Annotated in this window: 17 protein-coding genes; 16 read left to right on the forward strand and 1 reads right to left on the reverse strand. The window is 62.9% G+C overall.

The annotated features are described in order from the left end of the window. Positions 1–109: 109 nt before the first annotated feature. The 15 genes from OCQ_RS08345 to OCQ_RS08415 all read left to right on the forward strand — a co-directional run bounded on the left by OCQ_RS08345 (position 110) and on the right by OCQ_RS08415 (position 12116). A complete protein-coding gene (locus tag OCQ_RS08345) occupies positions 110–1078 on the forward strand; it encodes an MlaD family protein (protein WP_232065578.1) in 969 nt (322 codons plus the stop codon). Beyond that, entirely contained in the window at positions 1075–2070 is a 996-nt protein-coding gene (locus tag OCQ_RS08350) for an MlaD family protein (protein ID WP_080587999.1), read from the forward strand. Before OCQ_RS08345 ends, OCQ_RS08350 begins: the two co-directional genes overlap by 4 nt. Continuing rightward, positions 2067–3020, forward strand: a complete 954-nt coding sequence (locus tag OCQ_RS08355) for an MlaD family protein (RefSeq protein ID WP_014384274.1) — start codon at positions 2067–2069, stop codon at positions 3018–3020. Before OCQ_RS08350 ends, OCQ_RS08355 begins: the two co-directional genes overlap by 4 nt. Before the next feature lie 36 nt (positions 3021–3056). Then, positions 3057–3740 (forward strand): hypothetical protein, encoded by a 684-nt coding sequence (locus OCQ_RS08360; RefSeq protein ID WP_014384275.1) that lies wholly within the window; start codon positions 3057–3059, stop codon positions 3738–3740. Between the two features lie 183 nt (positions 3741–3923). After that, entirely contained in the window at positions 3924–4427 is a 504-nt protein-coding gene (locus OCQ_RS08365; RefSeq protein ID WP_014384276.1) for a hypothetical protein, read from the forward strand. 211 nt (positions 4428–4638) lie between these two features. Then, complete coding sequence (locus OCQ_RS26510; protein ID WP_014384277.1) at positions 4639–4929, forward strand: hypothetical protein; 291 nt, start codon at positions 4639–4641, stop codon at positions 4927–4929. Positions 4930–4996: 67 nt separating this feature from the next. Further along, the gene (locus tag OCQ_RS08375) at positions 4997–5419 is read left to right on the forward strand and encodes a hypothetical protein (RefSeq protein WP_041785496.1); all 423 of its coding nucleotides are present in this window, start codon (positions 4997–4999) and stop codon (positions 5417–5419) included. Further along, on the forward strand, positions 5416–5943 hold the full coding sequence (locus tag OCQ_RS08380) for a hypothetical protein (RefSeq protein ID WP_080588000.1): 528 nt from the start codon (positions 5416–5418) through the stop codon (positions 5941–5943). The genes OCQ_RS08375 and OCQ_RS08380 overlap by 4 nt, the downstream gene beginning before the upstream one ends. A 97-nt stretch (positions 5944–6040) precedes the next feature. Next, positions 6041–6310, forward strand: coding sequence for a hypothetical protein (locus OCQ_RS08385; RefSeq protein ID WP_232065579.1), 270 nt, complete (start codon positions 6041–6043; stop codon positions 6308–6310). Between the two features lie 68 nt (positions 6311–6378). Beyond that, positions 6379–6696, forward strand: a complete 318-nt coding sequence (locus OCQ_RS08390) for a DUF732 domain-containing protein (RefSeq protein ID WP_014384280.1) — start codon at positions 6379–6381, stop codon at positions 6694–6696. Between the two features lie 60 nt (positions 6697–6756). After that, positions 6757–7827 (forward strand): ABC transporter ATP-binding protein, encoded by a 1071-nt coding sequence (locus tag OCQ_RS08395; RefSeq protein WP_014384281.1) that lies wholly within the window; start codon positions 6757–6759, stop codon positions 7825–7827. A gap of 65 nt (positions 7828–7892) precedes the next feature. Then, complete coding sequence (locus OCQ_RS08400) at positions 7893–9038, forward strand: LLM class flavin-dependent oxidoreductase (protein ID WP_014384282.1); 1146 nt, start codon at positions 7893–7895, stop codon at positions 9036–9038. 30 nt (positions 9039–9068) lie between these two features. Continuing rightward, the gene (locus OCQ_RS08405) at positions 9069–10187 is read left to right on the forward strand and encodes an oxidoreductase family protein (protein ID WP_139826612.1); all 1119 of its coding nucleotides are present in this window, start codon (positions 9069–9071) and stop codon (positions 10185–10187) included. Then, on the forward strand, positions 10184–11269 hold the full coding sequence (locus OCQ_RS08410; RefSeq protein WP_014384284.1) for a TIGR03857 family LLM class F420-dependent oxidoreductase: 1086 nt from the start codon (positions 10184–10186) through the stop codon (positions 11267–11269). Before OCQ_RS08405 ends, OCQ_RS08410 begins: the two co-directional genes overlap by 4 nt. Before the next feature lie 25 nt (positions 11270–11294). After that, entirely contained in the window at positions 11295–12116 is an 822-nt protein-coding gene (locus OCQ_RS08415) for an SDR family NAD(P)-dependent oxidoreductase (RefSeq protein WP_232065580.1), read from the forward strand. Between the two features lie 127 nt (positions 12117–12243). Here the strand turns inward: OCQ_RS08415 and OCQ_RS08420 are convergent, their stop codons facing one another. After that, complete coding sequence (locus OCQ_RS08420; RefSeq protein ID WP_041785504.1) at positions 12244–12870, reverse strand: TetR/AcrR family transcriptional regulator; 627 nt, start codon at positions 12868–12870, stop codon at positions 12244–12246. 106 nt (positions 12871–12976) lie between these two features. Here OCQ_RS08420 and OCQ_RS08425 point away from each other — a divergent pair, with 106 nt between their 5' ends. Next, complete coding sequence (locus OCQ_RS08425; protein WP_014384287.1) at positions 12977–14116, forward strand: LLM class flavin-dependent oxidoreductase; 1140 nt, start codon at positions 12977–12979, stop codon at positions 14114–14116. Positions 14117–14241 lie beyond the last annotated feature (125 nt).

Raw genomic sequence — 14241 nt, forward strand, 5'->3', positions numbered from 1 at the left:
TCAGATTGTCCGGCGCGCGTTGCCTGCTTCCGTCGCCATTTTCATGGCGCTGAGCAGCGCCTCGTGCACCACTTCCGCGACGTCGGAGTCCGTCGGGTACTGCGCGATCATGCCCGACAGCGTCGGGCTCTACGTGAACAACCCGGTGACCCACCTCGGCTACCCCATCGGCAAAGTCTCCGCGATCACCCCATCGGCACAATCGGTCCGAGTGGATTTCACCATCGACGGTGGACGGGCGATCCCGAAGAACGCAAAAGCTGTTACCCGGTCCACGACCATTCTCGCCGACCGAGCTCTGGAACTCGTCGGTGACTACGAAACCGGTGCGCACATGTCCCCCGGAGGGTGCATACCGCTCAACCGGTCGCTGACGCCGAAGAGCCTGTCCGAAGTGATCGGATCGTCGACCAACTTCATCAACTCCATCAACCCCGCGGGATCGGACAACATCGGCCGAGTGGTCGCCGGCGTCGATCAGGCGGTACACAACCAGGGGCCGAACGCGAACAAGCTTTTGACCACCACGTCGTCGGTACTGGACTCACCCGACCAGGCCATCGGCGACCTGGGCTCCATTTCCGCGAACCTCACCCAGTTGACGACCATGCTCGTCGACATCAATCCGACGCTTAAGGGAGTGTTCGACGACGGTGCCGTCTCCGTATCGCGAGAGGTAGCCGACTCCTTCAAAGGCGCCACCGACGCGTTCGAAGGGCTCCTTCCGATCATCGAGGCCGCCTCGGCCATCGAGAGGGAACTCGGTCCGCAGATCCAGCAACTGCTCGATGCGGTCTCGGTCATGCTCAGGAAGCTCAGCCCCCGCGCGCCCTACTACGCCAGCCTGCTCAACGTGGCGCCTCGCGTGATCAACGGACTCATCAACCTCGCCAACAACCACGAGTTCACCCTGCACTATCGGCCGCCGATGTATCGGCTCCGCACCCCCAACGGAGTTGCCCAATGCAACATCATGAACGCCTCGATGCCGGGTAGCTGCGCGAACGTCAAGGGTACGCCGTACGCAGTGGACGTCGCGTTACTGCAGTACGTGCTCACCGAGGCGGCGAAGCGATGACGACGCGCCTCCGAGCAGCCATCGCCGCAGCCGCTTGTGCCGTGACGCTCACCTCGTGTGCGTCCCTCAACGTCAACGCGATACCAGCGCCGGGCGCCTCCTACGACGACGGTTACGACGTCGTGATGCGCTTCGCCAGCGCGCTGAACCTTCCGGAACGGGCGAAGGTGGTGCTCGATGGCGTGACCGTCGGCGTCGTGTCCAAGATGTCGCTCACCAAGGACAGCGTCGACGTCACCGCGCGGGTCGCGCACGGGGTAACCATCCCGTCAAACATCCATGCCGTACTGCAGCAGGCCACCGTGCTCGGCGATATCTACGTGGCCCTCGAACGGCCGCCGGCGAACGACACGCCGGCGCCCGCAATCAAAGCGGGCGGTGTCATTCCCGTAGCCCAGACCACGTCCCCTCCGCAGTTGGAGGACACCATCGCCAGCCTCGCGAATTTCGTCTCCAGCGGATCGATTCAGCGGGCTCAGAACACGATCATCCGGCTGAATCGAGTCGTGCCGTCCAGCGACGAGGTACGAACGCTGACCGCACGTGTCGAGACCGATCTATCCGCGCTGTCGGCGAACATCGACAGAGTCGACCAGCTACTCGACGGCGTGTCGAAGACCGCCGCCGTCGTGAACGGTTACATTCCCCAACTGCAATACTGGTTCTCGCCGACGGGGCAACGCGGCTTCGATCAGACTGTCGCCGTTTCGAACTACATTGCGACCGTGCTTCCGGGATTCGGCAGCATCACTCTCGGCGGATACTGGTTGGTCCCCCTCCTGACTTCGCTGGCAGACGCAACGGGTGCGCTGCAGCTGTCGAAGGTGGCCGGCGAAGCCGAGATACCAAAGTACCGGCGCTTGTTCACCGACTACTTCCTTCCCGCCGACAAATATCCAGCCATCAACATCACCTCGATAGTCGGGCCCGACGGGCGTGAACTATCCGGAAACGTCCAAGATGTACTGAGAATCCTCGGGGCGACGCCATGAATGCGGTGAGATTGCGCGACGTCGTGTCCTATCTGGCATTCGGCGTCATCATCACGATAGTGCTGGCCTACTTCTGGTCGCTCGGACTGCGGATCGGCCCACCCGATGACCGAACCAATTTGACTATGGACGTTCCCGAGACGAACGGACTGGTCGTCGGATCAAACGTGCTGCTGCGTGGCGTACCGGTCGGCAAGGTGACGGACACCCGGACGTCCGTCGCCGCCGCGACGGTCGGCTTCTATGTCGACGGGCAGTACCGGGTACCCGTGGACACGGAGATACGGTTGGAAAACCTGTCTGCGCTGGGAGAGTCGTACATAGAGCTGACGCCTCGCAGTGACGGCGGGCAAATGCTGAAGAACGATCAGCACATTTCGAGCGAGTCGGTGATTCAGCCGCCGTCCATTTCGGAGTTGGCCACCAGCGTGGTCCGAGTGCTGAATCAACTCAATCCCGACGCCGTCGGGCGCATCATCAGCGAGTCAGACACCGCTCTGCCGGATCCGAATGTCGTGCTGCCCAACCTGTCACGGGCGAGCACCCTCTTCAACAACATGATCAACGACAGGCACGGCCAAGGGCGCGTGCTGCTCGGCAACTTCCAGACATTGCTCCGGAACGCCGAATGGGTCAACCCCGACCTGCTTGCGATTGTCCCCAACGGCATCGACACCGGTGTTTACTGGCAGGACTTCTTCAAGCACCTGCCGATGCTGTTCAGTCGCGATATGCCCCAAGGCATGAGAAATCTCAACAATCTCGTTGCGCGAATTCAGGGCCTGCTGGACACCAATGGCGGCGATTTGAAAGTACTGGGCGAGGCGCTGCAGCCGAAGCTCAACGACATCGGCGCAACTTTGATGAACTTCGACAGCGGGCAAATTCTGGATCACTTCCTCCAGCAAGTGCCTGCTGAAGGAGCCATCACGCTGCGTGTGAGGCCGTGACTCGGCACCAGGGACTCCAAGGAGAAAGGTTGGAACATGAGCATCAGTGACACCGAAGCAAAGGAAGCGTTTGGACCTGAGGGCGTCACCGCTGCCGACGAGTCGGATGCGAACGCCACTGCGGGCGAGACGAAGTCACGCAAAGTGGCCGAAGCGGACACCAAGGCGGCCGACGATGTTGCGCCCAAACGGGAACGAAGGTCGGTGTCTATCAGTCTGCGTGGTCTGATCGGCGCAGTCGTGGTCGCGGTACTGGTGGTCGCCGTGGGCGTGTTGAGTTGGCTGTACCTGGATGCGAAGCATCAGCTCAACGTTCAGGCCACCCAAGCGGATAACGCCGCCCACGCTGAGAAGGTCGCACTCGACTACGCGGTGAACGCGGCGACAATGGACTTCAAAGACATGCAGGGCTGGCGTGTCAAACTCGTCGCGGGAACCAGCCCCGAACTCAGCAAGAAACTCTCCGACGCCGGCACCTCCATGGAACAGGTGTTGGTGCCCCTGCAGTGGAGCTCGTCCGCAAAACCCTTGGTCGCCAAGGTGCGATCCGTCAATGGGGGCATCTACGTCGTGGACAGCTTCGTCAGCGTGCAAACGAAGACGGTACAGGCGCCCGAAGCGTTGCAGTCGACGGCCACCTACAGCACGACCATCGACAGCAACAAAAACTGGCAGATTACCGATGTCGGCGGAATCGGCTCGGCCATGGGATCCAAGTAGCAACATGCCGACAGCGAACGAATCGAGGCGGCGGCCGTGACGTCAATAGCTGGAATACGACGCCATATCGCGGCCGTGGGATGCGCAGTGACCATCTCGGCGATGGGCGTTTTGACGGGACCACCGGCAGGGGCGGATCCCAATGATCAGATCCCCCTCCCCGAACCTCCCCCTGATAGCGCCGTGATCACTCCGTTACCCGTCATCACGCCGAGGGCGTCGAACTGGGCCCCGAAGTATCCCTTTCCCTACGACCAGATCCGGGACCGGGTCACGGGTACCGACATCAGGGCGATGGGCGAGATGTGTCAGTGGTACTCCGCTCAATACGCAACTCTTCGCGCCCAGATCGACCGGTTGCAGTTCAACCGGATCGGCCCGGACGACCGAGATTACGATTACACCAGGGGCAACATCCAACAGCAGGTCGACATCGTCTCCGGCAACATCAGTCAAGCCGTCGACTTCCTGGGACCGCGGGCGCAGTCACTGACTCAGGCGCAGAACCCATACGGGGACAACTACTTCGCGATCTACGAGGGTGAGGCCTTCTACAAGCTCTGGGAGCAGTTGTCGAACGTCAACAACGGGATTCTGGCGCATCAACCCGCCTGGTTCACCGGGCCGTCGGTGCAGAAGGCGAAGCGATGGGGTAGCGACATCCACCGCTCCCACGTGTGTGATTAGGAGAGGTGCGGTGCGCATTGACGAGAGGTCGGACTTCCGGTTTCGCATGCCGAGCCGGCGCGTAACGGCGGCTTTTGCAACGGTATTCACGACCGTCGGGCTTGCCGGCGCGTCGCCCTGTGCGGCGGCGGATCCGACTGAGAGCCTGAGGGCCGCTCTAGTGGCAGCGCGTGGCGCCGCTTCGTGTGGTCCACTGCGGTCGGATCCCACGGTGGACCAGGCGGCGCATGGCGTCAACAAGTCGACGGATGTCTGGCTCGACCACACTTCTCGCGCAGTTCCCGAAACCGATGCGGTTCCCATATTGCGGGATCTCGGTTACGCAGCCGACAAGGCGGCGATCCTGTCGAGCGCTACGAACGACGTGGGCACTGCGGTAAAGGCCCTGATGCTCCAGGGCTACGCCAAGATCCCGGATTGCTCGTACACATCGTTCGGCGTGGCCACGACGTACAACGCCAAAAAGGAGATCTTCCTGATGACTGCAGTGCTTGCTGGTTGAAAGCGCTCCCACCAATGCTCGGACCTGTCCGTCTGAACTTGAGAGGCGCCACGTGAAGCACATTTCGTTGACTGCAATCTTGGCCGTCGGCCTCGGCGGTTTGCTGCACGCGCCGGTGGCGCGCGCGGAGGATTTGGTCACGTACGACATATTTTCCGAATCGGTCGGTCAATTGGCGGGCGTCGAATACCGCGACACGTCGGGGAAGCACCTGCTACAGGACGTGCCGTTGCCGTGGACCCTGACCGTCCCGGTGGTCAAGGCGACGAGTTCGACGGCGGACGGCGCCGAACTGCGCGCGGACTGGCGACCGGACTTTCGTACAGCGGCAACCGTCGGACGAGTTCTGCAGGGCCATTTCGTGACGGTCCGCATCTCGAGAGGAGGGGAGACGCTCTGCGAGAGCATCCTCGACGTCGGAAACGCCACCTGCTACGGGAACGTTCCGCACACTGCGGAAAACGAGTCGTCTCCGGGAAACCTGCCATGACGGCTCGGTGTTGGCCCAGAGTCGGCTGGGTTCTTCGTGGGCTGGCGGTGATTGGATGCGCGATCGCCCAGTTGTTCGCCATCCCGGCGGCATCGCACGCCGAGCCGAACGGGGGCGACCCGTCCAGTCCATTCCCGGCAACGTACTTCATTCTGCGTTACTACGACAAGGTAAGGTTCGACGACTATTTCACCAATAGTGCTGGGGGAGTGTGGTTTTTGACCCCGCTGGGACTTAACTGCGGAATCTGGGATAGGGGGGCCTTCGGATGCGCCGGAGACATTCGCGGTGCGCCGGGGACGACGAACATCGGGTGGGTCAGTGGACAGATCCGCATGCGCACCGATCCGGGCTTCGCCTTCCTGACTCCCCCTGGCCGGGGGGAGCGAGAGCTGCCCCCGCGCAGTTACATCGAGTACAACGGGACGACGTGCGCGACCATGGCGGACACGAGCACCTACTGCTCGCGTGGTCAGTTCAGGTTCTTCGTGACACCGACTCATACCTGGCTGAGTCCACAGTGACGACCAGGTCAAGAGTTCAGTACGAGCCGTGCGGAAGAAGGGCGCAAGTGAGGAGGACGAGGTGAACCGACGAAAGGCCTTGGCGGCAGGGCTTTTAGTGACATCGGCAGTCGAGATGATCGGTGCCCAGTCCGCGCACGCCGACCCGTTGACCCCGCTGACCCCCAACGAGATCCAGTACCTGGAGCAGGCCCACAAGGTCTTGGCCATGACGCACGACCCTATGGCGTTCCGTGGCGATGGGCGGCTGTTGACGGACGGCAGGTACGCCTGTGACAGACGGCCTACCGGAATGATCGGAAGTTCGGGCACCTTTGTGAACCCGGCGCTGACCCAGTTGGCGTTCATCTACTTGTGCCCGGAATGATCGGCCACTCCCGCATATCAACGGTCAGATCGCATCTCAGTGCTGTAACCCAGGAGAACGGAACCCCAATGCGAACGTACGTTACGATTCTCGGTTGCCTCGCAATCGGATTCACACTCGCATTCCAGGGTGCACCGACGGCGCAGGCCGACGAGGACAGTTTCGTCAAGTCCGTCCAGGCGATCGGCTTCCCCTTTGCTCCAACGAATCTGAAGTCCATTGCGCAATCTGCCTGCAACATGCTCAGTTACAACAACCGGCCTCCCGACGAGATAGAAGCGCGGATTCTGCGGTACACGAGGGTTGAGCCCGGCCAAGCCCACGAGTTTTTCGTCTTGGCGGTCAACGAGTTCTGTCCTCAGTACGCGGGTGTCGTCGGACCGTGACCGGCGTCAGCGCCTTCTCTCAGCACACATCAGGGTTCAAGTACAAAGTGAGGATTTTGCGTGGGTATCGGTATCCAGGTTGAAGGTCTGACGAAATCGTTTGGTTCACAGACGATCTGGGAGGACGTGACGTTCGACCTGCCCGCCGGGGAGGTCAGCGTCCTGCTGGGGCCGTCGGGTACCGGCAAATCGGTTTTCCTGAAGTCATTGATCGGGCTGTTGCGCCCGGAGCGCGGCTCGGTCGTCATCGACGGCACGGACATCCTGCAGTGTTCGGCCAAGGAGCTCTACGAGATCCGCACGCTGTTCGGCGTGATGTTCCAGGACGGCGCGCTGTTCGGGTCGATGAACCTCTTCGACAACGCTGCCTTCCCGCTGCGCGAGCACACCAAGAAGAAGGAAGGCGAGATCCGTGACATCGTCATGGAGAAGCTGACCCTGGTCGGGCTCGGCGGCGACGAGAAGAAGTTCCCCGGTGAGATCTCCGGCGGTATGCGCAAGCGTGCCAGCCTGGCCCGTGCCCTGGTGATGGACCCGCAGATCATCCTGTGCGACGAGCCCGACTCCGGTCTGGACCCGGTTCGTACCGCCTACCTGAGCCAGCTGATCCTCGACATCAACGCCCAGATCGACGCCACGGTGTTGATCGTGACGCACAACATCAACATCGCCCGCACGGTGCCGGACAACATGGGCATGCTGTTCCGCCGCAAGCTGGTCATGTTCGGCCCGCGCGAGGTGCTGCTGACCAGTGACGAGCCGGTCGTGCGGCAGTTCCTCAACGGCCGCCGCATCGGGCCGATCGGCATGTCGGAGGAAAAGGACGAGGCGACCATGGCCGAGGAGCAGGCGGCGCTGGACGCCGGACAGCATGCGGGCGGTGTCGAGGAGATCGAGGGCGTGCCCCCGCAGATCGTCGCGACCCCCGGCATGCCCGAGCGCAAGGCCGTCGCACGTCGCCAGGCCCGGGTGCGCGAGATCCTGCACACCCTGCCCAAGAACGCCCAGGAAGCCATCCGCGCCGACCTCGACGGCGGCGACCGGCATGAAACGTCGTGCACCAGAGCGAGTGGCGATAGCGACGACACCGCCCCGCTACAGCGGGTCCTATCCGACCTTGGTCCAAGCTAGGGCGCGCCGCTGCCACTGCGATGGCTCGTCCAATCGAGAAACACCTATGTGTCCAGGAGTGTTGTATGACCGTCAAGACGTCGATCCCATTGATCTCGGATCGATTCACGCATCCGTCGGCGTTCGCTGCCCAGGCTCAGGCAGCAGCGCAGAGCGGCGTGGTGGACGAGCTGTTGGTCTGGGATCAGATGACGAATTTCTGGCCGCGCCAGCTGTGGTCTCCGGAGGAGTCGCCGATGGCAAAAGTGTTGCCGGACATCGATTCCTACGCCGACGCGTTCGCCGTAAGCGCCTACGTTCTGGCCTCCACGCCGGACCTTGGGGTGGCGATCAGCACGGACGCGATCCGCCGCGGACCGGCGGAGATGTTCCAAACGATGTCGACGCTGCAGAACATGACCAACCGGACGGCGATGGTCATGATCGGCGCGGGGGAGGCCAAGCAGGTGACGCCGTTCGGGTGGAAGCGCTCGGAAGGCATCAAGCGACTCGAGGACCAACTAAAGACCTTCCACGCCTTGTGGAACGCCACCGAGCCGGTGACCCGAGACGGCAATCACTGGTCCCTCAAAGATGCTTGGATGGGATCCGCTCGCGGTACGCGGCCGCAGGTATGGGTGCTCGGTGGCGGACCGAAGCTTCTGGACCTTGGCACGACGTACGCCGATGGGATGGCTGCGATCGTGCCGTGCGTGTTCCCCACGCCGGAGGCGTTCGAGGTGTCAGTGGATGCCCTCAAGACCGACCTCGCCGAGAAGGGCCGCGACCCGGCGGATTTTCACTTCGGCATCTGGTTCATGGCGCTCGTGCACGAAGATCAGGAGATCATCCAGCGAGCCTTGGCCAGTCGCTTCTTCCGGTGGATGGCCGGAATCTACGGCCGCCTCGAGATGCCGGCGTGGCGTACCGAGGGCTTCGAGCCGCCACTGCCCGACGACTGGCATTACGCCACGAAACTGTTGCCCGTGAAGTGGTCCGACGGTGAGGTGAAAGAGTTGCTCTCGAAGGTCACCGACGAGATGGCCGCGCGATCGTTCGTCTACGGAACGCCGGCATCGGTGGCGGCTCAAGTCCAGCCCTACGTCGACGCTGGAGCTACCTGGGTCAGCGTATGCGACATCTTGCCTCTCGCTCTCGAGCCTGAGGATGCACAGAAGGGTCTCGCCCGCAGCCTCGAAATCTGTTCGCGTTTAAAGAATGCGACGGCGTGAGTGTCTCGGCTTCCCTCAGCTGCGTAAGGCGTGTCGAGATGGCTCGAAACTTTTTCGCTTCATTCGAAGGGCAGGGACATGAGTGTCAATGAAACGCTCATCCGAATGGACCGAGCTTGGCTCGACGCTGTCCTACGGGACGGTGGGCACCACCAGAGCAGTATCACCGATCTTCGCGTTGAAGCCGTTGCCATCAGTGGCGCAACGACTGACATGGCGCGGCTGCGCATTACCTACGCCGACGCCGACTCAGCGGGACCCGAATCGCTCGTCGCGAAGATACGTGGCTCGAAACCAGTTCAGGTGCAGATGGATCGAGCGATGGGTTTGTTCGACCGAGAGCGAAAGTTTTACGCCGACTTGGCGACTCGCGTCCCGGTGCGCACCGCGGCCCTGATGTACGCCGGCGACGGCGACACGACCCCGCTCATCCTGCAGGACCTGGGAGAGCTGCGGATGGGAGATCAGCGCCGCGGGCTCGAGGTCGACGATGCCGCTGCCATGATGGACAGCCTCGCCGCATTGCATGCCGCGTTCTGGCAGTCGCCCGAATTGGACGCCGATTGGCTGGTGTCTCCGACCGAGGGCGTCTACAGCCAAACGATCGTCCAGGTCGTCACCAGCGGTGCCGCCGGGCTGGTGGCACGTTTCGCGGGACGCGTCGGCGACGGCACGCTTGCGGCGGTTGCCGACGCGGTGCAGAACTGGAACCACGTGCTGCAGGGCTGCGCGGAAGGCCCTCGCACGCTCACTCACAACGACTGTCGGCTCGACAACATCTTCTTCGACGACGCTCCGGCATCCGGCACCGTGACTCCTTACCTGATCGACTGGCAAGTCCCTGCTGTCACGCGTGGCACCCAAGACGTCGCCAACCTCCTGGCTGGATCGATGGACACTGCTGACCTGGAACGGCATTGGGAGAGCCTGCTCACGCGCTATCACGACGGGTTGGTCGCCGGCGGTGTCAGCGACTACACCCATCAACAGTGCGTTCAGCACTACCGGCAGAGCATCATCTATCCCCTCGGGCAGGGGTTGGCGATGCTGGGAGCCCTCGACACCGGCGACGGACGCGGCCTCGGCGAGATCAGCGTGCTGCGTTGCCTGAAACACATCGAGGCACTCGACGCGTTCGAAACGCTATGATCGACGATCTCAGCGCCTTCATCATCGCTGGCCGGGTGCGGGCGAATCCGGGTGACGGACCCGAAACCGCTGCTAGAACACCACGCCAGGGCGTCCAAGACGGCGTCGATGCAGAAGTCATCGGTTTCCGTCGGGTGTTCTTGTCGGAGCGGTGGAACCTCAAGGAGGCGGGCGCTCTCCTCGGCGGCGTCGGTGCCCGGACGTCCACCATCGGCCTTGCGACCGGCGTCATTCCGCCATCGGGTCGCCACCCACTTCATGCCGCGTCGTTCGCATCGACGATGCAGGCCGCCTACGGGCCGCGGTTCGTGCTGGGTCTCGGCCTGGGAGGAGGCGGGGCCGACACGATCGTCAACGGCAAAATTCGCTCGGCGAGCTATTCCGCACTACGTGATTACGTCGGCATCATCCGTGCGCTGTGGCGCGGCGAGAAGGTCGAATACGACGGACCCGCAGGCACATTCGGCCCCATGTGCATGGACGATCGACACGACGGGCCGGATCCTGAGATCTGGTACGGATCTTTCGGCATGGAACGAGGTGCACGGCTATCAGCGGAATGCATGGACGGCGTGCTCCTCATCCCGAACCTCACGCCTGACGCGACGTACGAGTCGGTCGTGCGAATCCGCACCGCCTGCGAGCGAGCCGGGCGTGACCCCGCCACGCTGCGCATCGCGCAGAGCGTAGTCACCGCGCCGCAGCTGTGCGACTTCGAGACGCGACAGATCTGTCACGCACGCGCACTCACCTACTTGCAGACACCGGGCTGGGGAGACACCCTGGTCAAGATGAATGGCTGGTCGACGGCCACCTTGACCGAGATTCGTTCGCACGCCCAGCTTCAGGGTCACGACACGATCGCCGACAGCGTCTTTCACCGAGCCGAACTCGCCGAGCCGGCCAAATTGGTGCCAGACGAGTGGATGTACGACTCCTGTGCGATTGGATCCGTCGAGGCATGCGCCGACCAACTGCAGCGCTACCGAGATGCCGGAGTCGACGAAGTCGTGACCTACGGATCGACGCCCGGACAGAACCGCCCGCTGGCCAGCGAATGGTATGGACGGAGCTCGGTGTGAACCGGGGATGCGGCGAGGCGGGCCGATGGCCAGCCGACGCCGGCCGCCTGATCGATCTACGGCACGGGATCTAGGAGAGCGCATGACGGATGGACGTCTGGCTGGCAAGGTCGCCATCGTCACCGGCGGCGGCGGCGGTATCGGAGCTGCCATCGCCCAGGTCCTGCACGCCGAGGGGGCGCTGGTCGCGATCGCCGACATCAGTGGCAGGGAGGAGGCGGTGGCGGCGGAGTTGGGCGACGGCGCGATCGCGGTGTCGACAGACGTGGCCGACGACAGCGCCGTCGCAGCACTCGTCAGCCGAACGGTGTCCGAGTTCGGTCGCCTCGACGCGTTGTACAACAACGCCGGAATCGACGGGAACCTCAGTGCGCTAGCTGATTACACGCTCGAGGAATTCGATCGGGTTCTCGCCGTCAATGCTCGCGCGGTTTTCAGCGGCACACGGTACGCGCTGCCCATCATGATCTCGCAAGGTTGTGGATCGATCGTCAACACCGCATCGGTTGCTGGACTCATTGCCTTCCCCGGCCTATCGGCCTACTGCGCCAGCAAGGCCGCCGTTATCGGTCTAACGCGGTCGACCGCGGTCGAATACGGCCGAAGCGGAGTGCGCTGCAACGCAATTTGCCCTGGGGTGGTGAAGACCACGATGCTCACCGAGCTCGAGGAGCGCCACCCCGAGGCACTCACAGCGTTACTGCACACCACGAAGACCACGACGCCGCTCGGGCGGCTGGGGCTGCCAATGGAGATTGCCTCGGTCGCGGTGTTCCTCGCCAGTGACGAGTCGACGTTCCTCACCGGCGCGGTCATTCCCGTTGACGGCGGCTACACCGCGGTTTGACCACTACCCGCCAGGTTTCGGGCGCCTGCCGTCTGGCAAACGTCCCGTTCGACGGACTCCACGTTCGCCCCTTCGGAAAACGTCTTTGCCGTGGTGGCGCGAATAGCTTCTCCCTCAAGCGATTCGGTCATCCGCCAGTCCGCGGTCCGAGTGAATCCACCAGGAACACTTCGATGAGGGCCCGACGGTGCTCGGGGTCTGGGTCGGGTCGCAAAATGAGGGAGGTGAGTACCGTCTGCATCCACTCGTAGATGTCTGCGTCCGTGACATCGGAACGGACGACACCCTCCCTGCGCGCTTGACGAAGCCAAGGTTGCCAGTCGCGAAACCCCCGGTCGTGTACTGACGGCTGCCACAACGCCTGGTGGAGGGTGACTGGCGAATCCTCGCCGAGCAAGAGCGCCAGTTCGGCGTCGCTGCCCACGGCGTCCACTACCGCGGTCGCGCGCTGGATGAATGTTTCAATCAGAGACTCCTCCCCCCACGTCTGGCCGAGAATATCGTCGGCGAGCTCTGAGATCCGTTCCGCGATGGCTGCATTGATGAGATCGCGACGCGAGGCGAAGCTCTTGTACACGGTCTGGCGCGACACCCCGGCGGCCTTGGCGACATCATCCATAGTGGTGGCCCGAAGGCCCTCCCGACGAAAGCACTCGCGGGCCGCCTTCAGGATCTGGCCTCGGGCGATCTCGCGCGCCGAGGTGGCAGTTCCGGTCGGATTCGGCACATGCGGAGTGTAAGTCACGTCGCGCATCAACACATTGTGTATTGACAAACTGCTATCTATGTAATGTCATTAAGTCCGTAGTGTCAAAGGTCTCGAAGTCGCTTCGAAGTGACTCATAACGTGGGAGTGATAGATGCCGAATGTTCGTGCCGGAATAGCGATTTGGGCCTCCCGCCACGTTAGCCCGAAGACGGCCGGCCCGTACGCACAGGCGCTGCAGGCGACCGGCCAGATCGACTACGCGACGATCTGGGATCAGCTCACCAGCTGGTTTCCCAACGCGCTCTTCACGCCCGAGAACACGCCGTTGGCGGAGCAGTTCTCGGACATCGACTCACTCCAGGATCCCTTCGTCACCATGTCGTTCGCCATGAGTGCGGTTGACCAGCTGGGCTTCGCCATCTGTACCGACGCCACGCGCCGCGACGCTCCGGAACTTGCTCAGACGATGCTCACCCTGGCATCCGCAACCGAGGGCCACGCCTTGCTGTCGCTCGGCGCCGGCGAGGTACGCCACATCGGGCCATTCGGGCGCAAGCGGTCGCAGGGCTTGAAGCGGCTTAACGAGGCGCTGCAAGTGCTACGTCTGTTGTGGACCGAACGCGAACCGGTGAGCTTCGAGGGAGAGTTCTTCAACCTCAAGGACGCTTTCATTGGCAACGCTGCAAAGGATCGCCGGCCCGAGGTCATCGCCATGGGTGGGGGACCGCGACTCGTCGACATGGCGCTGAAGTACGCCGACGGCTTCGGAACTGGTGCGCCCTTCGTCTATGCGGACCCGGAGTCCTACGGAAAGGTCGTCCAGGGCCACCGGGAGACCCTGAAGGCAATCGGGCGCGGTGACGACACCTTCCACTTCGGCCTGCACCACATCTGCTTCATCACCAAGAACAAGGACGACTTCGAACAGTACATCGACAACCCCTTGGTCAAGTGGTACGCAGCGACCGGTGGGCGCATCAACCAGAACGACTGGGACCCCGAGGGCATCGAGCCGGTCATGCCCCGCGATTGGCACTACGCACTGCACATGAGGCCCAACTCGATGACGCTCGACGACTTCAAGGCCGTCACCGATCGCGTGACGCCGGAGATGGTCCGCAAGACGTTCTTCTACGGCACGCCCGACGACATCGCGGCCGAGATCAAGCCATTCGTCGAGCAAGGTGCGACGATCAACCTCGTGGCGGACTTCGCGCCGATGCTCATGCCGGTCGTCCCGGAGGAGATCATCGAGGCCTCGGCCGAGATCTGTCGTCTCATTAAGGCGTGACGACGGCGAGCTGCCGCCGGCCTTCGCGCCGCGAGAGTTGATGTCCGGCGAACGGACCGCGTCCATGATCGAGAACGTCCGCCGGTGACACCGCCTTACCACTTGCCGGACCGCGAGGCCATCGT

It is taken from the genome of Mycobacterium paraintracellulare (assembly GCF_000276825.1).
GTDB lineage: Bacteria > Actinomycetota > Actinomycetes > Mycobacteriales > Mycobacteriaceae > Mycobacterium > Mycobacterium intracellulare.